The organism is Amycolatopsis sp. M39 (assembly GCF_001651785.1).
Classification (GTDB): domain Bacteria; phylum Actinomycetota; class Actinomycetes; order Mycobacteriales; family Pseudonocardiaceae; genus Amycolatopsis; species Amycolatopsis rubida.
On sequence record NZ_LWSF01000026.1, the window covers coordinates 102053 to 117929 of the forward strand.

Genomic DNA, 15877 nt, shown 5'->3' on the forward strand with positions numbered 1-15877 from the left:
TGGCATATCCGAAACCGCGTACGTGCCGGCAACACCGGTTCGCCTTGGCTGAACGCCATGACCCGCAGCGAATCAGCACGACGCCCGGCGCTCGCCGGCTTCCGGCGAACCGTCCGCCGGGTGCTTCGCCGTCGTGGCGCACTGAGCGAGGCCGACGGAGCCGTCCCGTACGGCACGACGGTGTTCGCCGAGATTCCGGCGGTGGCCAATCTCGCCCCGGTGTTCCTGGACGCGCTGCGCCGGGCGGCGAAGGACGCCGCGAACGACGGCGTCGAGTTCCGCGTCAACAGCGGCTGGCGTTCCCCGGCGTATCAGAATCAGCTTCGGCACCAGGCGATCGCCAAGTACGGCTCGGAGCAGGAAGCCGCTCGCTGGGTAGCCACCGCCGACCGGTCCGCGCACGTCCTGGGGAACGCGATCGACCTCGGCCCCGCCGAAGCGACGGCGTGGCTGTCGGAGCACGGTGCCGCGTATGGACTGTGCCAGATTTACCGCAACGAACCGTGGCACTACGAACTGCGCCCGGAAGCCATCGGCCATGGCTGCCCGCCGATGTACGCGGACCCTTCGCAGGACCCGGGATTACAGCGTTAATCCGGATCCGCCGCGAGCCGTTCCTGCAACCGCGCGTGCCGGAACTGGTACACCTCGCCGACCTGACGCAGCACGCCGCGGCGATGCGCGTCGTCGAGAAAACCCATCAGATCCAACGGGATCCGCTTCCGTGAGGCCAGCCACAACCGGCTGAACGTGTACGCGCCCCAAGCCCGGGCGATCCACACGCTCAACCCCACGGCCAACCCGAACACCACCCCGGCCGCCACCGCTTGTGCCGTGCTCGATGCCCGCGAGAAGACCTGGCCGCCGATGATCACACCCGCGATGCCATAGGCGAGGCTTCCCGGGCTCCGCACCAGAAACCGGCCCAGCAACGCCGACGCCAGGCCGCCCGCGAGGGCCAGCGCCAGGTCGTAATGGTCGTGGAAGACGCCGAGGAACCGCGTTTCCTTCGTGAAGGCGAACGCCATCCCGTAGAACAAGCCCAGCGAAACGATGAAGGACAAGGTGAACGACAGCGTCGCGGCGCGGTCGTTGCGCAGGACGCTCGCCGGACTCGACACCCGGCTCGCCTCCAGCGGCGTGTCCAGCCAGACGTGCACGCCGATCGCCAGCCCGAACACGACCGCGAGCAGGGCGATCACCCCGGCCGACAGCGACCACGCCAGCCCGAGGCACACCCCGATCAGCACCCCGACCGCGAACCGGCGCAGGAAGCGGCCCGCGGTCCCGCGAAACCGCGCCTCCACGCGCAACGGCCCCGGTCGGCTGCCGACGGTATGCGTCACACAACCTGCCACCGCGAACGACAGCCCGTAGATCGCCCCGATCACCGGTCCCGCGGCGATCCAGCCGGTCAGCGCGAACAGCAACGCGGGCGGCAGCCCGAGGCAGAGCCCCAGTACCAGCCTCGGCACCGCACGGTCCAGCTGCCACCACGCGAGGTCGCGGCTCTGGTCCCGTTCCAGTTGCCGGGCGAAGAAGCTCAGCCAGCGCTGCGCCTGCTCCGCCGGGTAATCGCGCGGGCGGGCCGGGCGGTCGAGCCGAGCGGGCGGGGCCGGGCGCGAGGTGTAGACCACGGGCAGGTACTCGTCGAGCAGATGGCCCTCGATCGCCGCGCGGCCGGAAACCGCGTCGTGTCGCAGAGTTCGCCGGGATCGGTCGAGGGGTGCGCGTACGCCGTCCTGGCCAGATCGACCATCAGCGGCGTGCGAAGTGCCTGCGCCAGCGGGCTTTCCGGATGCTGCCGCAGCTGCCGGACGACCGGATCCCAGCGGGTTTCGCCGAAGCGCTGCCGGGCGGTGAGGAAGTCGATCGCGTCCTCGGTCTCGACCGGTTCGATCTCCACCACCGCCGCGCGTGACAGAAAGGTCCCGGACTGCGCCACCGCGGATTCGTATTCCGTGCTGCGGCAGGTCACCACGAGCGGACGGCCTCCGGAAACGGCCTGGTCCAGCGCGTCGATCGCGGCGGTGTGCAGCCCGGGAGCCAGCTCGTCGAGACCGTCGAGCACCGGGATGACCCGGCCTTCGAGCACCAGCCGCAGCGCCGCGCCCCTGCCGTACGCGCCGGTGTTGGCCAGGCCCGGATACTCCTCGGCCAGGCGGCGGGCCAGCCAGCCGTGCAGGTGTTCCTCGCGCGGATTCCACGACGACAGCGGCAGCAGCACCGGCACCGGTTCGCCCGGCGGCGGGTCGGCCAGCAGCCCGAGCGTGAGCAGGATGGCCAGCACCGACTTCCCCGCGCCCGGTTCGCCGAGCACGACCAGCTGCCGCGCCGGGACCTGCCGGAACTTCGCGACGACGTCGGTGAGATCGCCGCTGAAGGTCAGCCGGTCCGGGCCGCCGGGCCGGCCGAGCACCGCCGGCGCGGCCGCGGCCACCGGACGCTCGGTGCTCGTCCAGGTCAGCGGCACCGGTTCCGGACGGTGCAGCGAACGGATCTCGGTCTCCGCGGTCCACTGCCGGACGATCGCCGCCGCGAGTTCCCCGGCCGCCCGATCGAGCTGACCGGAAGGCCGTTCGGGCGGCTCCGCGGCGACCGGCTCTCCGGTTTCCCCGCGCAGGATCTGCTCGTGCAACCGGCGCGCCTCCGCACCGGGATCGACCCCGAGTTCCTCGGCGAGCTGCGTCCGCAACCGCTGGAACACCGCGAGCGCGTCCGCCTGCCGACCGCTGCGGTCCAACGCGAGCATCAGCTGTGCGTACGGCCGTTCCCGCAGCGGATGTTCCTCGACGATCGCCCTCAGCTCGTCCACCACCTCGCGGTGCTGCCCGAGCTTCAGCTGCCAGTCGATGCACAGCTCCACCGCGTTGAGCCGCTGCTCCTCCAGCCGCGCCGCGCGCCCGGCGAGCCCCGCGGCGTCCAGCCCGTCCAGCACCGGGCCGCGCCACAGCCGCAACGCCGACCGGATCTTCTCGACCGCGTCGGCCAGCGCTCCGCCCTCCGCCGACTGACCGGCGGCGGCAACCGCGTCGGTAAACCGAAGCCAGTCGACTTGTCGATTGCCGACCGTAATCCGGTAGCCCGAGCCGTCGGTGACGATGAGCTTCTGCTTGGGGTCGCCGAGCCGCTCGCGGAGCACGGAGACGCAGTTCTGGATCTGCTTGGTGGCCGTCGCGGGCGGCTCGCCGTCCCACGTCGCCTCGATCAGCTTCGGCAGCGGAACGACCGAGTTGGGCGACAGCAGCAAACAGGCCAGCACGCGGCGATGGCGCGCTCCGGGCAGCGTCACCCGGTCGGTTCCGTCCTGGATTTCCAGCGCTCCGAGCACGCGAAAATCCATTCCGCGACTTCCCTCCTCCGCTCCGGGGTCCGAGCATACCCGCGCAGGTCACCGGTACCGCGGAGAGCGAACGGACAGACCGGGGACAGCTTGGGGACGGCGCCGGGCAGGGTGGAAACCACGTCCGGCCCCCGAGGTGGGGACCTGGTCGCCGGCCTCCGGGCCGACGCGGTGGGGCCGGGCGGACAACCTCTGGACAGGGGCGGGTGCTGGGGGTACTCGCCGCCGTTCGCCGGAAAATCGGGCGACGCGAGCGATCGTCTTCGCGACAATCGCGGCCGTGGAGGAAGTCGAAGTCATCGTCGCCCACCAGGAACGCGCGACCCTGCGCGTCGGCGACGTGTTCCTGAAGGTCGACACCGATCAGGCGCGCGCCGACGCCGAGGTCGCGGCGATGGCGCTGGCCCCGGTCCCGACGCCGGAGATCCGGTGGCGGAAGCCGCCCGTGCTCGCGCTCGCCGCGCTGCCCGGCCGCGAACTGGGCCGCCCCGGCACCCCGTCGACCGCGTCATCGGCAGCCTGGGCCGCCGCGGGAGCCGCCGCCAGGAAGCTGCACGAGGCGCCGCTGCCGCCGTCGCCCGGCCTGAACCCCGACGAACTCGCCGCGGACCTCGACCGCGAATGCGCGTGGCTGATCGCGAACGACGTCCTCCCCGCCGACCTGGTCACCCGCAACCACCAGATCGCCAAAGCAGCGCTGCGCCCGTGGACCCCGGTGTTCACCCACGGCGATCTGCAGGTCGCGCACATCTTCGTCGAGGGCGACGAGGTCACCGGCATCCTCGACTGGTCCGAAGCCGCCCAAGGCGACGCCCTCTTCGACCTCGCCGCCCTGACCCTCGCCCATCAAGAACACCTCGCCGACGTCATGGCCGGCTACGGCACGGACGTCGACCTCGACGTGCTCCGCGCGTGGTGGTCGCTGCGCAGCCTCCGGGTGGTCCATTGGCTGATCGGACACGGCTTCGACCCGGCTCCGGAAATCGCGGTCCTGGCGGCCCAGCTATTCTAGCACTAGAATAGCTGGCGTGCCCGTCCTCACCGACGCCGAACTGACCGTCCTCGGCCTGCTCGTCGAGCAACCCCGGCACGGCTACGAACTGGAGCGGGTGATCGAGGAACGCGGCATCCGCGCCTGGACCGCACTCGGCTTCTCCTCGATCTATTACGTCCTCGACAAGCTGGCCAAGCGCGGCCTGATCGAAGCCGCCGACGGCCCCCGCTCCGGGAAGTCGCGCGCGACCTTCCAGGCCACGCCGTCCGGCGGCCAACTCTGCGCGGACGCCACCCGCGAAGCGCTCGCTGCCCGCACGCCGATCCACGCGCGCGTCCTCATCGCCATGGCCAACAGCCCCGGCCTGCCGGACGCAGAAGTGCATTCCGGACTGACCGCGCGACTCGCCGCGGTACGCGAACAACTCGCCGAAGTCCGGGCGACGCGCGCCCGCCAAGAGCCCCTGCCCGACGCCGCGGCAGCGATCTTCGATTACAGCGAAGCGATGCTCACGGCCGATCTCACCTGGACCGAGAGCGTCCTCACCGAGGAGACCGCGATGGAGAAGTACGACGTCAAGAAGGCCCACCGCGCGCTGTATGCGCCGCCGTCGAAAGACTTCACCGTCGTGGACGTCCCCGCGCTTCAGTACCTCGCCGTCGACGGCCACGGCGACCCGAACACCGCGCCGGAGTACACGAACGCCGTCGAAGCGCTGTACGGAATCGCATACTCGGTGAAGTTCGCCAGCAAGAAAGCCCTCGGCCGGGACTTCGTCGTCGGACCGCTCGAAGGGCTGTGGCGAGCGGACGACCCCACAGTCTTCCTGACGCGGGAAAAAGCGAAGTGGGACTGGACGATGATGATCAATCAGCCGGACTGGGTCACCGAGGAGATGGTCCGGGAAGCAGCCGAAAGCGTCGCGAAGAAGAAGGACAACCCCGCGCTCGCCCGAGCTCGGCTACGCACACTGACCGAAGACACGAGCGTCCAGATCCTGCACCTCGGCTCGTACGACGACGAAACGCCCACACTGCACCGGCTCCACCAGGAATACCTGCCCGAGCACGGCCTGACCTTCAACGGCGACCATCACGAGATCTACCTGAGCGACCCGCGCCGCACGGCACCCGACAAGCTGAAGACCGTGCTGCGGCAGCCGGTCAAGCCTCTTCGAACACGATCCGCTCTGGCGGAGTCGTGAGCTTCAGCGTCTGGTGCCGGACGGACAGGAGCGTGGGGAGTTCTGTCGCGTGCCCGTCCGGGATGGTGAAAAGCCGATCGTCCCGGGTGTCGACGCAATCCGCGAACCCGGCGTGCGAGACGCCGCCGGTTTCGTCCAGGCTCAGCTAATCGACCAACCGGCGGAACAGTTTCGGCAACAGCACCACATCGTCGCGCAGTTGGGTGCGACTGGTCCGCGCCGCGACCGCCGCGTCGGCCATGGTCTGCCGGAGATCCGGGTAAAGCTTGGAGTAGCACGCCGGATACGCCAGCCCGGTTTCGAGGAGACGGAAATTCGCCGACGCCTTCAACGCTTTCGGATCAACGTGCATGGAGCCGCCGTCCGCAGACCGCACGCTGCCCGGGAAACGCGAACGCGGCCGTACTTGTCGGCGAACCGGGTCCGGACGTGTCCGCTCGTCTCCCCTGGCGTGCTGGCCGAAACGCGCCCGCCTTCGTCGCGCTCGACCTTCGTGAAACCGAGGTACCGCAACAGTTCCGCACCGGCGGCGTCCGCCAGTTCCGTGGGCTGGCTCCGCAGCTCAGCCCCGGCGATCCTCGGCCGGCAATGCGGAATTGGTCCGCGCCTTGAGGTTAGCCGCGTCGGCCCGGTCGGGAGAGAACCGCATCAATGTCAACGGCACGAGAATGACGGTTGTCACCACTTGTCACGCACCGGATTCCTCCGTGCGCGCGGTGTTACTGGCAGGCTTCGCAGTCCGGGTCGTCGATCCGGCAGGCGGCACCGTCGACGAGCGGGAAATCGAAGTCGTCCAGAACGGGAACGACCGAGGCGGACTCTTCTGGCGCAGTGGGAGCAGACATATCCGTTGTAGCGCCCAAGATCGCCGAACATTCCGTGACGCCCGCCACAGCTCAGGCGACCCAGTCCGGAAGAATCCTGTCCCCGTCCGCCCTCGCGCAAGCCGGCACCACACCCGTCCGGTACACCCTCGTGCTCCCCGGCGCACACGCGATCGCCACCATGCCGCTCCGCGCGTCCGCCCGCACCTGCCGCTCCGCGTCGGCAGGCAGCACCACCGTCTCTCCCTCCCGCACGACCTCAACGACACCGCCCACGGTGATCTCCGCCGCGCCGCCGAGAATCGTCCACACCTGCTCGGTATCGAACGCATGCACCGGCCCGACCGCACCGGGCACCATTTCGACTCTCCATACCGCCTGCCGGCTGCCGCCCTGCGTCGGCGAAGCCAACGTCGTCATCACCGCGTTGGGCGTCTCCGTCCGACGGCCGTCCCGGATCACTGCCACGCCGCTCTCCCCGTTAAGGTAGACAATTAGGTTGTCCATATAGTCAACGAGGTTGTCTACCCATGTCAAGCGATCCACCGGGATACGAGCTGCCGCTGCGCCTGCTGTTCGCCTTCCGCGGCCTGATCGACGACCTGCACGCCGAGTTGGCGAAGCAAGGCCACCCCGGCCTGCGCCCGATGCACGGCTTCGTCTTCCAGGCAATCGGCCCGTCCGGCACCACCGCCGTGGAACTGGGCCGCACGCTCGGGGTCACCAAGCAGGCCGCGGGCAAGACGATCGACACCCTGGAACGGCTCGGCTACCTCCACCGGGAACGCGACCCAGAAGACGGCCGCCGCCTGCTGGTGCGGCTGACCGACCGGGGTCTCGATTGCCTGGCCAAGTCCGCGCAGATCTTCGACCGGTTGCGGGCGGAGTGGGCTGAGACCTTGGGCGCCGGGCGGCTTCGGGCGATGGAGGAGGATCTGCGGAAGGTCGTTTCGCCGGATTCCGCACGGCTGGATCTGCCGGGGTGGTTCTCCGGCCACTGAGCACGCGTACCAGCTTCTCCAGAGCCGAACCGAAGATGCCGTGCTCAGCGAGGACACCCTGGCCCGGCGGCGCTCCGAGCCCGAGGCTGGTCAGCCGCCGCTGGATCGGCGGATTCACCCGCTCCGCGACCGGCCGACGGTCACCGCTGGCCCGGCACACCGCGATCCGATCACGTTCCTCGTCCAGTACGGCTTGGAAGCCTTCGTCGCCGGGCGCGAGCTGCTGCCCGATCCGCCGCCGGATGCGGTTCACCGCGCCCGGACAGGAAATCGCCTCCCAGCCGTGCGTCGCCGGAAGACTGGCACGCAACGCCGCGGCCCGCTACCGCTCGGCAGCGTCCGGGCCGGCCACCATGGACAGCTCGCGCATCACGTTGACCGGGGTCGCCTGGGCAATGCAGGAGATTGAGGATGACGTTCTCCCCAAGGCACCCGGCTCAGCGGTGTCCCGCCGGGTCACGCCCTTGTCATTGCACTGCACCAGATCCACAATGGAATCGAACGCTTCACTGTCCACTCCGTCCGGCGTGATCAGCGCGAACGTCCGCCCATCCGGCACTGGCGAAGGCTCATCGGCGGAACCGTCGCCCCGCGCAACGTCAGAGCGTCAACCGACACCGGCCGGTACGGCAGCGTCTCCAACCGCGCCACCATGGTCTCCACCGGCGCCTCCACGTCCGTCCCGAAGAAAAACGCCCACTCGTGCTCCGGCGACCCGAAGTACACCGGTGCCGGGAAGACCTCCTCGAACCGGTGCCAGCACTTCACCAACGTCGAGTTCCGCCACAACGTCGGGCACCCGCCCTGATACGCCACCACCCCGCCAGGTGTCAGCAACGACCGGCACCGCGCCAAAAATTCCGTACCGTACAACCGATTGTGCTGAGCATCGGTGCCATCCTGCTCATCCGGCAGATCCACCAACACCACGTCGTACTTCTCCGCGCAGGTGTGGACGTACTCCCACCCGTCAACGTAACGCACCCGAACCGGCCCCTCGCCCCGCTCCGCCCGAGCCAGCTCGTCCGACGTGTACCCGTACGGCAGATGCTCCGCACAAAGCCGAACCGCCTCGGCGTCGATGTCCACGTGATCGACCGAGGCCCCCGCCTCGGCGGCGATCTGGCACACCACGCCTTCACTGGACCCGACCACCAACACGCGGTCCACAGTGGACGCCAACAGCAACGCCGGAACCAGCAACGCCTCGTGGTACACCAGCTGGCTGAACTCGGTGCTCTGCCGCTCGTCGTCGCAGAACAGCGAAATCCCCTGCGCTGTTCTGCCGATCACCAGGTGCTGGCAGGCAGTCCGCGTGTCGACCAGCACGTCCGAGACGTGCCACTGCCGGGTCAGTCCCGCGCCGACCGGTTCCTCGATGTTCAACTGTCTTCCTGTCCTCTGTGGATAGTGGTGACCCGCGAAACGCTCGCGCCGAGCAAGTCCCGCAACAACTGAACCGCCAGCTCCGGATCCGCCTTGCGCCCGCACGTGAACACATCCACGAACGCCGATCCGCGCTCCGGATACGTGTGAATCGAAGCGTGCGACTCCGCCAGCAACGCCATCGCCGTCACCCCGTGCGGTTCGAATTGCTTGCAGGTCAGCTCGCACACCGCCGCGCCGGCCTTGTCCAGTACCCGCTCCAAGCTCTCGCACAGAAACACCGGGTCGTCGAGCAACTCCGCGGACACCCCGGAAAACTCGGCCAGCACATGCCGTCCGGCGAATTCCCCGACCCCGCCGGGCTCCCCGCCGGTGAAGTACGACCGCAACGGCGGAAACCCGTTGAACGACACCGAAGAATAACTTTGCGTGTACGCTCCAGCGTCCGGGATGTCGACGTAATCCCCCGCCCGCAACGCCAACGGCAACCGATACGGCGTGCGCTGATAAAGCACGTCATCCCCGTCGCACGTCGGCCCCGCGACCACAACGGGCCCGTCCGGGCCGCCATCATGCGCAGTGACCAACCGGTACGCGATGGCCTCGTTTTCCGTCTCGGCCAGCCCGCCGTACCGGCCGATGTCGAGGTACACCCAACGCTTCTCATCCGCCGCGGACTTGCGCGACACCAGCACAACCTCGCTGCGAATCACCCCGGCCGACGCCACCACCGCCCGCCCCGGCTCGAACGACAACTCAGGCGTCACCGCGAAATGCCGCCCCACCGCCTCGCGAATAACCGCCGCGTACTCCGCCAGCGGCGGCGGCTCAGTCAGATAGCCGACCGGAAATCCGCCGCCAATATTCAACCCCCGCAAGCAGACCCCGCGCTCCGCCACCGCACGAGTCACCTCGCCGGCGGCAGCGACCCCGGCTTCCCACGCCCGCGGATCGACATGCTGCGACCCGACGTGGAACGCGACCCCCTCCGGATCCAGCCCCAGCTCCGCCGCCCGCACCACCAGGTCGACCGCCATCTCGACGTCGCACCCGAACTTGCGCCCGAACGGTGTCCGCGATCCAGGACTGTCGACCAGAATCCGGCACGAGACAGTCGCCCCCGGCGCGAACTCCGCGATCTTCTCCAGCTCCGCCAGGCTGTCAAAGGTAAACCGCCGCACCCCCACGCGGTGCGCGAACTCGATGTCCCGCGCCTTCTTCACCGTGTTGCCATAGGACAGCAACTCGGGCCGCACCCCCTGCGCGAGACACAGTTCGATCTCCTCGCGCCCCGCGACATCGAACCCGGCTCCCGCTTGCCGAAGAACCCGCACGACCTCCGGCGCCGGATTAGCCTTGACCGCGTAGTACATCCGCGCTTCCGGCAGCACCTGGCGAAGCCGCTCGCAGTTCCCGCGCACCACGTCGAGGTCCACGACCAGACACGGCGTCGGCGGCTGCCGTTCCTCCAGGAACGCCCGGCAACGCTCCAGCACCCGCGAGAACCCTTCAGTCACAACGCCCGAGTATAGGTGCCGTCTTCACCGCAGCAGCTCCGCGAGCCTCCGCTGCGCGAACCCTACGAACGGTACACAGTCCATTACTTGACAGTCCGCGGCTCCGATCTTCCCCCGCCGCACTCCGCCCGTCTCCCCGAATTCCGCCCCGACCTGAGGAAAGAAGCGCCCGTTGTCGTCCCCGACGTCGTCGGTCCGGACCCACACCCGCTCCCCGTCCACCAGGTACGGAAACCGACGAACCTTCCGCCGATGATGCGGGACCAGCGATTCGGCGTAGTGCAGGAACGAGTTCCGGTCGTGCCCGACGCCGAGCAGCAGGATCTGGGCCCGCTCCCGATACAGCCACTCGAACGGCGACCCCCGCCCCACCGCATACGCCAGCGGCTGCCGAAGAGCCGCCTCCGCCGCCCGCGCCCCCACTGCGGCTACCGACGCCTGCGGATGCCGGCTGCGACAACTCCCGTCCCATCCCAGCACCGCGTTGGGAATCGCCCCCATCGGCGTCGCCAGTCCCGCGTGAAACAACGGCACCCGCGTCCGGGCCTCATCCACCTCGGCGTTACCGGCATGCTCCGGAAACGGATCCGCCACCTGCGGCGTAAACGCAGGCACCACCACCGTCCCCGCCGCCTGCACCAGCCCCCGAACCACAGCCTCCGCCCCGCCGTCCACCTCCCCGAACGCGGACAACGACGAATGCACGATCACCGCACCGCCGCTGACCCCCAGCTCCCGAACCCCCGCACACACCGCATCCGCGTCGACCACAACCACCATTCTCCCCTGCCCCACCAATCGGCTACGAGGGAGTCGCCTCGACCTCACCAAGCAACAGGCAACTTCCGAACCCCGTAAATATTCTGCACCTCAGGCCGCAACGAAACCTCCCCCACGACCCGCAACCCCGGAAACCGCCGCACCAGGGCAGGCAACGCCACAGTCATCTCCACCCGAGCCAACTGCTGCCCCAGACACTGATGAACCCCGTGCCCGAACCCGACATGCCCCACCGCGACCCGCCGCACATCCAGCTCGTCCGGCCGCTCGAACTTCAGCGGATCCCGGTTGGCCGCCTGCACCGACAGCACCACCGTCTCCCCGGCCCGGATGACCTGCCCGCCGACCTCGACATCCTCCAGCGCGGCCCGCACCCCGGTATGCGCGATGGACAGATACCGCATCAGCTCCTCAACCGCTCCGCCAGCAGCCTCCGGCTCATCCCGCACCACCGCCCACTGCGACGGATTACGCAGCAGCGCATACGTCCCCAACGCCAGCATGTTCGCCGTAGTGTCCAGCCCAGCCGCCAGCAGGAACGTCCCCAGCCCAGCCAGTTCCTCGTCAGTCAGGTCACTGCCGGCCAGGTCGCTGAACAGATCGTCGGTGGGCGTGGCCCGCTTGGCCGGCACCAGCGAAGCCACATACTCCTGCAACTGGCCATAAGCAGTCATCCGCTCCTCTTCGGACAGATCGACATCGCTGATCGCCGCGGCATGCCCCAGAAAAGCGGCCCGATCCGAATAAGGCACCCCGAGCAATTCGCAGATCATCACCGCGGGCACCGGATGTGCGTAAGCCTCCAGCAGATCGACCCCCGGCCCGGCCTTTTCCATCGCGTCCAGACACTCGCCGGAGACCTCGGCCATCCGGTCACTGAGCAACCGCATCCGCCGCACCGTGAACTTCCCGGTCAGCAGCTTCCGGAACCGCGTGTGCTCCGGCGCGTCGAGCCCCGTCAAGTCCCCCACCGGAGCCGGCGGCAGTTCCGGGAACTGCTCCATCCCGGGAAACGGGTAGTGCCACAATTCGTAGCGGTTGCTGAACCGCTGGTCCCCCAGTATCGCCCGGACCTCCGCGTGTCCGGTGGCCAGCCAGCCGACGTGCCCGTCCGGGAACGCCATCCGCGTCAGCGGAGCCCGGTCCCGCACCGCGGTCAGCGACGGCGGAGGATCGAACGGGCATCCCCGCGCCCGCCCCTGCGGAACCCCCTGCACGATCTCTTCGCCAGTCATCCCCCATGCCCCTTTCAGTGTGCGTATTCGCGATTGAAAAGCTTCTTGGACCAGAGATAGCCGCCGACGCCCAGCACGGCGCACCAGCCGAGCGCGAACCACAGGTGGTTGCCCAGCGGCCTGTCGAGCAGCAGCGCCCGCAGGGTCTCGATGATCGGCGTGAACGGCTGGTACTCGGCGAACCACCGCAACGCGCCCGGCATCGAGTCGGCCGGCACGAACCCGCTGCCGAGGAAAGGCAGGAGCAGCAACGGCATCGGCGTGTTGCTGGCCGATTCGACGCTCTTGCTCACCTGTCCGAGCGCGACGCACAGCCACACCAGCGCAAGTGCCACCACGACAAGGAATCCGACCGCGGCGAACCACGAACCGACCCCGGCGGCGGGCCGGAAACCCACCAGCAGCGCGACCCCGGTGACCACCACGAGCCCGAACAACGCTTGCAGCACACTGCCGAGCACATGCCCGGTCAGCACCGAAACCCGTGCGATGTGCATGGTCCGGAACCGGGCGATGACGCCCTCGGTCAGGTCCATCGCCACCGAAATCGCCGTTCCCTGCACGGTGGCGGTGATGGTCATCAGCAGGATCGTCGGCGCGACGAAGTTGGCGTACTCGGCTCTGCCGCCGCCGGCCCCGCCCAGCCCGGCGCCTAATGTGCCGCCGAAAACGTAGACGAACAGCAGCAGGAACACGACCGGCATCCCGACCAGCATGATCGTCAGGGACGGATACCGGAGCATGTGCTTGAGGTTCCGGCGCAGCATGGTCAGCGAATCGCGCACCGGGTGGAACCGCAGATCCGGTCCGGCGAGAGCGGGAGCAGTCATCGGGAAATCACCTTTTCGTCCGCGGGGTTGCCGGTCAGGGCAAGGAAGACGTCGTCGAGATCGGGGGTGTGCACGGACAGTTCGCCGACCTTCACCGACAGCGCGTCGAGCCGGTCGATCACTGCCTTGAGCGACTGGAGGCTGCCGTCGCTGGGCACGCGCAGCACCAGCGCGTCGTTCTGCCGCGACGCCTCGCTCAGCCCGTCCTGGGCGCGTCCGAGGTCGGCCTCTTCTTCGAAACGCAACTGGACGTGGCCGCCGGGGATCTGGCGCTTCAGCTCTTCCGCGGTGCCCTCGGCGACGATCCGCCCGTGGTCGAGCACCGCGATCCGGTCGGCCAGTTCGTCGGCCTCTTCGAGGTATTGCGTGGTAAGGAAAATCGTGACCCCGCCGGCCACCAGCTCGCGCACGATCTCCCACATCGCCCGGCGGCTGCGCGGGTCGAGGCCGGTGGTCGGCTCGTCGAGGAAGATCACCTGCGGGCTGCCGACGAGCGTCAGCGCCAGGTCGAGCCGGCGCCGCATGCCGCCGGAGTACGTCGACACCGGCTTCTTGGCCGCTTCGACGAGATCGAACTGTGCGAGCAGTTCAGCGGTGCGCTGCCGCCGAGCGGTCCGGTCGAGGTGGTGCAGATCCGCCATCAGCAGCAGGTTTTCCTCGCCGGTCAGCAGATTGTCTACGGCGGAGAACTGTCCGGTGACCCCGATCGAGGCGCGCACCCCGTCGGCTTCCGCGGCGAGGTCGTACCCGGCGACCTGTGCCGCACCGGCGTCGGCATTGATCAAAGTGGACAGGATCTTCACCGTGGTGGTCTTGCCCGCGCCGTTCGCGCCGAGCAGCGAGAAGACCGTGCCGCGGGCGACTGTGATGTCGATGCCGTCGAGCACGACGTGGTCGCCGAAGGATTTGCGGAGTCCGGTCGCGGTGATCGCCGGCCGGGAATGGTTGCTGGACATCGGTTTCTCCCCAAGCTGTGGTCAGGAGCGGTGGATGACGATTTCGCCGAACGCCGTGTGCCCGCGGACCTCGACGGTTTCCGTGGACTCGCCCGCGCCGGCCGACGTCTCCAGCTGGTTGCGCACGTGGCCGAAGTTGGTCTTCACGTCGAGCCAGGCCGCGGTGCCCTCCGCGATGCCGATCCGCAGGTCGCCGATCGCACTTTCGAGCAGGACCGAACCGCGCACGACCTCGCCGAGCCGGATCGCCCCGTTGGACGTCTTCGCGTCGACCCCGGCCCCGGCGTGCTCGACCACGATGTCGCCGTTGGCCGCGCGCACCCGGACCTCGTCCCCGGCGGACTCGATCGTGGTGTCTCCGTTGGAGTTCTTGACGACCACGGTCCCGTCGACCGGCCCGAGCCGGACCTTCCCGGACGAGGTGGAGACCTCGGCGTCGCCCGCGACCCCCTCGACCGTCACGTGGCCGACCGAGGTGTCGACGCGCAGCGGGCCGGTGCGGTCGAGGCTGACGTTCCCGGCCGCGGTCTTGAACCGCGACTGCCCGAGCTGCCCGGTGCCCTGGAAGGCACCCGCCTGCACCTCGGCGGCGACCCGCGAGCCGGCGGGCAGTTCGACCGTCACGTCGACCGAGCGGGTCTTGCGGGAGAAGTCGAACGCCCGCATCTTCGGGCCGGTGATGTGCAGCGTGCCGTTGCTGTAGTCGACGCGGACCTGCTTCGCGGTCTTGACGTCGGACGAGTCCGTCTCGTCGGTCGGACGGACCTCGACGACGGTGTCGGAGCGGTCGCTCGCGGCGAACCGGACCTGGCCGACGCCGAGGTCGAGGGTGACGGAAATCGGGTCGGGCGTGTCGAATTTAGGCATGGTTGTCCCCACGTTTCGGAGAGGTGTGCCGTCCCCGCAGGTCAGGGACGGGTGAAGGAATCAGCGAAGAAGGGAGCTACCGGACCCAGCCGGTGAAGCTCTGCTTGGAGAACGCGCCGCCGGGCGGCTCGAACCGCTGTTCGCGTTCGGGTCGCTGCCGCAGCGCCGCGGTGGCCGCCCGGACGAGCCAGGCGTTGACCGAACGGCCCTCCTTGGCGGCGGCCTCCTCGACCGCGGCCTTGAGCTGTTCGGGCAGCCGCACGTTGATCCGCGCGGACGGGCCGTCCTCGGAGAACAGCGGTTCGGCCTCCGGAGCCGGTTCTGCCGCCGGAGCCGCGGCCGGAGCGGGTTCGGCGGGCGGCGCGGTCACGACGAAGTTCGGGTCGCGGCCGCGCAGGCGCAGTTCGACCGAGCCGGGCGCGAGGTCCCGGGTGATCTCGTCGACGGCACCGGACAGGGTGTCCAGGAGGGTCATCCGGATCGCCGATTCGAGCGATCCGGTCAGCCGCTCGACCAGCGCGCGTCCCTCTTCGCCGCCGGCCTCGGCCAGCGTCGCGAATTCCCGCCCGAGGTTGCTTACGTACGTGGTCAAGTCCATGGCACCACTATGGCACACGATTGGCACCATCACAAGCCACCTTGGCCCAGATTGGCACCACTATGGCGCAGATACGGGTGAACCCCCAGCTCAGCGCATGGTGCCACCCGAGAAGTTCAGGTGCCGCGATGGCACACCGCCCGATCCCACAGCGGGGTGAGCCTCACGTCGAAGCCACCGCCGCCGCGATCCGCGACGCCCCGATGACGTCTTTCAGCAGCGCGGCATGCGACGGGTCCCGAGAGAGCACGACGTTGCCCCCGTTCGGGCGCGATGTGCGCGTACGTGAGGGGAACCCTCAGAGGGTGTTGTGGAACCGGGGTGGTTAGTCGTTGTGGTCTT

General features: G+C 69.0%; 18 protein-coding genes. 4 read left to right on the forward strand and 14 right to left on the reverse strand.

What is annotated here, in order from left to right:
• Positions 1–57: 57 nt before the first annotated feature.
• A complete protein-coding gene (locus A4R44_RS36885) occupies positions 58–594 on the forward strand; it encodes a M15 family metallopeptidase (RefSeq protein ID WP_198545575.1) in 537 nt (178 codons plus the stop codon).
• Here the strand turns inward: A4R44_RS36885 and A4R44_RS51225 are convergent.
• Positions 591–1637, reverse strand: a complete 1047-nt coding sequence (locus tag A4R44_RS51225; protein WP_232791940.1) for a hypothetical protein — start codon at positions 1635–1637, stop codon at positions 591–593. The two genes, A4R44_RS36885 and A4R44_RS51225, sit on opposite strands and share 4 nt — an antisense overlap.
• Positions 1544–3343, reverse strand: a complete 1800-nt coding sequence (locus A4R44_RS36890; protein ID WP_232791941.1) for an AfsR/SARP family transcriptional regulator — start codon at positions 3341–3343, stop codon at positions 1544–1546. The genes A4R44_RS51225 and A4R44_RS36890 overlap by 94 nt, the downstream gene beginning before the upstream one ends.
• Positions 3344–3623: 280 nt before the next feature.
• On the opposite strand from A4R44_RS36890, the gene A4R44_RS36895 reads away from it, so the two are divergent.
• Both A4R44_RS36895 and A4R44_RS46655 read left to right on the forward strand, forming a co-directional pair.
• Positions 3624–4355, forward strand: coding sequence for a phosphotransferase family protein (locus A4R44_RS36895; RefSeq protein WP_067591451.1), 732 nt, complete (start codon positions 3624–3626; stop codon positions 4353–4355).
• Between the two features lie 16 nt (positions 4356–4371).
• Complete coding sequence (locus tag A4R44_RS46655) at positions 4372–5541, forward strand: GyrI-like domain-containing protein (RefSeq protein ID WP_095213843.1); 1170 nt, start codon at positions 4372–4374, stop codon at positions 5539–5541.
• 145 nt (positions 5542–5686) lie between these two features.
• On the opposite strand, the gene A4R44_RS36905 is transcribed toward A4R44_RS46655, so the two are convergent.
• From A4R44_RS36905 to A4R44_RS36910, 3 genes are all read right to left on the reverse strand, one after another.
• Positions 5687–5893: a hypothetical protein gene (locus A4R44_RS36905; protein WP_067591453.1), complete on the reverse strand. Its 207-nt coding sequence runs from the start codon at positions 5891–5893 to the stop codon at positions 5687–5689.
• 367 nt (positions 5894–6260) lie between these two features.
• The gene (locus tag A4R44_RS51945) at positions 6261–6386 is read right to left on the reverse strand and encodes a hypothetical protein (RefSeq protein ID WP_255366210.1); all 126 of its coding nucleotides are present in this window, start codon (positions 6384–6386) and stop codon (positions 6261–6263) included.
• 51 nt (positions 6387–6437) lie between these two features.
• Complete coding sequence (locus tag A4R44_RS36910) at positions 6438–6833, reverse strand: cupin domain-containing protein (RefSeq protein ID WP_067591509.1); 396 nt, start codon at positions 6831–6833, stop codon at positions 6438–6440.
• Between the two features lie 62 nt (positions 6834–6895).
• Here A4R44_RS36910 and A4R44_RS36915 point away from each other — a divergent pair, with 62 nt between their 5' ends.
• Positions 6896–7366 carry a MarR family winged helix-turn-helix transcriptional regulator gene (locus A4R44_RS36915; RefSeq protein ID WP_067591456.1) on the forward strand — a complete coding sequence of 157 codons (471 nt, stop codon included), beginning with the start codon at positions 6896–6898 and terminating at the stop codon, positions 7364–7366.
• Between the two features lie 322 nt (positions 7367–7688).
• Here A4R44_RS36915 and A4R44_RS36920 read toward each other — a convergent pair whose 3' ends face one another.
• The 9 genes from A4R44_RS36920 to A4R44_RS36960 all read right to left on the reverse strand — a co-directional run bounded on the left by A4R44_RS36920 (position 7689) and on the right by A4R44_RS36960 (position 15535).
• A complete protein-coding gene (locus A4R44_RS36920; protein ID WP_067591459.1) occupies positions 7689–7925 on the reverse strand; it encodes a hypothetical protein in 237 nt (78 codons plus the stop codon).
• On the reverse strand, positions 7898–8752 hold the full coding sequence (locus A4R44_RS36925; protein ID WP_067591461.1) for a spermidine synthase: 855 nt from the start codon (positions 8750–8752) through the stop codon (positions 7898–7900). The genes A4R44_RS36920 and A4R44_RS36925 overlap by 28 nt, the downstream gene beginning before the upstream one ends.
• The gene (gene speD / locus A4R44_RS36930; RefSeq protein WP_067591464.1) at positions 8749–10269 is read right to left on the reverse strand and encodes an adenosylmethionine decarboxylase; all 1521 of its coding nucleotides are present in this window, start codon (positions 10267–10269) and stop codon (positions 8749–8751) included. Before speD ends, A4R44_RS36925 begins: the two co-directional genes overlap by 4 nt.
• Before the next feature lie 24 nt (positions 10270–10293).
• Entirely contained in the window at positions 10294–11049 is a 756-nt protein-coding gene (locus A4R44_RS36935; RefSeq protein ID WP_067591467.1) for an aminoglycoside N(3)-acetyltransferase, read from the reverse strand.
• Between the two features lie 44 nt (positions 11050–11093).
• Positions 11094–12284, reverse strand: a complete 1191-nt coding sequence (locus A4R44_RS36940; RefSeq protein ID WP_067591470.1) for a cytochrome P450 — start codon at positions 12282–12284, stop codon at positions 11094–11096.
• Positions 12285–12298: 14 nt separating this feature from the next.
• Positions 12299–13114: an ABC transporter permease gene (locus A4R44_RS36945; RefSeq protein WP_067591473.1), complete on the reverse strand. Its 816-nt coding sequence runs from the start codon at positions 13112–13114 to the stop codon at positions 12299–12301.
• On the reverse strand, positions 13111–14070 hold the full coding sequence (locus A4R44_RS36950) for an ATP-binding cassette domain-containing protein (RefSeq protein WP_067591476.1): 960 nt from the start codon (positions 14068–14070) through the stop codon (positions 13111–13113). The genes A4R44_RS36945 and A4R44_RS36950 overlap by 4 nt, the downstream gene beginning before the upstream one ends.
• Positions 14071–14091: 21 nt before the next feature.
• On the reverse strand, positions 14092–14937 hold the full coding sequence (locus A4R44_RS36955) for a DUF4097 family beta strand repeat-containing protein (RefSeq protein WP_067591480.1): 846 nt from the start codon (positions 14935–14937) through the stop codon (positions 14092–14094).
• Positions 14938–15013: 76 nt separating this feature from the next.
• Positions 15014–15535 carry a YlcI/YnfO family protein gene (locus A4R44_RS36960; protein ID WP_067591483.1) on the reverse strand — a complete coding sequence of 174 codons (522 nt, stop codon included), beginning with the start codon at positions 15533–15535 and terminating at the stop codon, positions 15014–15016.
• Between the last annotated feature and the right edge of the window lie 342 nt (positions 15536–15877).

What these genes read in the sequence shown, in the direction of transcription:
- A4R44_RS36935 (WP_067591467.1), bottom strand. Translation starts at nt 11,049, where the DNA reads ATGGTGGTTGTGGTCGACGCGGATGCGGTGTGTGCGGGGGTTCGGGAG.
- A4R44_RS36885 (WP_198545575.1), top strand. Translation starts at nt 58, where the DNA reads ATGACCCGCAGCGAATCAGCACGACGCCCGGCGCTCGCCGGCTTCCGG.
- A4R44_RS36890 (WP_232791941.1), bottom strand. Translation starts at nt 3,343, where the DNA reads ATGGATTTTCGCGTGCTCGGAGCGCTGGAAATCCAGGACGGAACCGAC.
- A4R44_RS51945 (WP_255366210.1), bottom strand. Translation starts at nt 6,386, where the DNA reads ATGTCTGCTCCCACTGCGCCAGAAGAGTCCGCCTCGGTCGTTCCCGTT.
- A4R44_RS36905 (WP_067591453.1), bottom strand. Translation starts at nt 5,893, where the DNA reads ATGCACGTTGATCCGAAAGCGTTGAAGGCGTCGGCGAATTTCCGTCTC.
- A4R44_RS36945 (WP_067591473.1), bottom strand. Translation starts at nt 13,114, where the DNA reads ATGACTGCTCCCGCTCTCGCCGGACCGGATCTGCGGTTCCACCCGGTG.
- A4R44_RS36955 (WP_067591480.1), bottom strand. Translation starts at nt 14,937, where the DNA reads ATGCCTAAATTCGACACGCCCGACCCGATTTCCGTCACCCTCGACCTC.
- A4R44_RS36960 (WP_067591483.1), bottom strand. Translation starts at nt 15,535, where the DNA reads ATGGACTTGACCACGTACGTAAGCAACCTCGGGCGGGAATTCGCGACG.
- A4R44_RS36950 (WP_067591476.1), bottom strand. Translation starts at nt 14,070, where the DNA reads ATGTCCAGCAACCATTCCCGGCCGGCGATCACCGCGACCGGACTCCGC.
- A4R44_RS36915 (WP_067591456.1), top strand. Translation starts at nt 6,896, where the DNA reads ATGTCAAGCGATCCACCGGGATACGAGCTGCCGCTGCGCCTGCTGTTC.
- A4R44_RS36940 (WP_067591470.1), bottom strand. Translation starts at nt 12,284, where the DNA reads ATGACTGGCGAAGAGATCGTGCAGGGGGTTCCGCAGGGGCGGGCGCGG.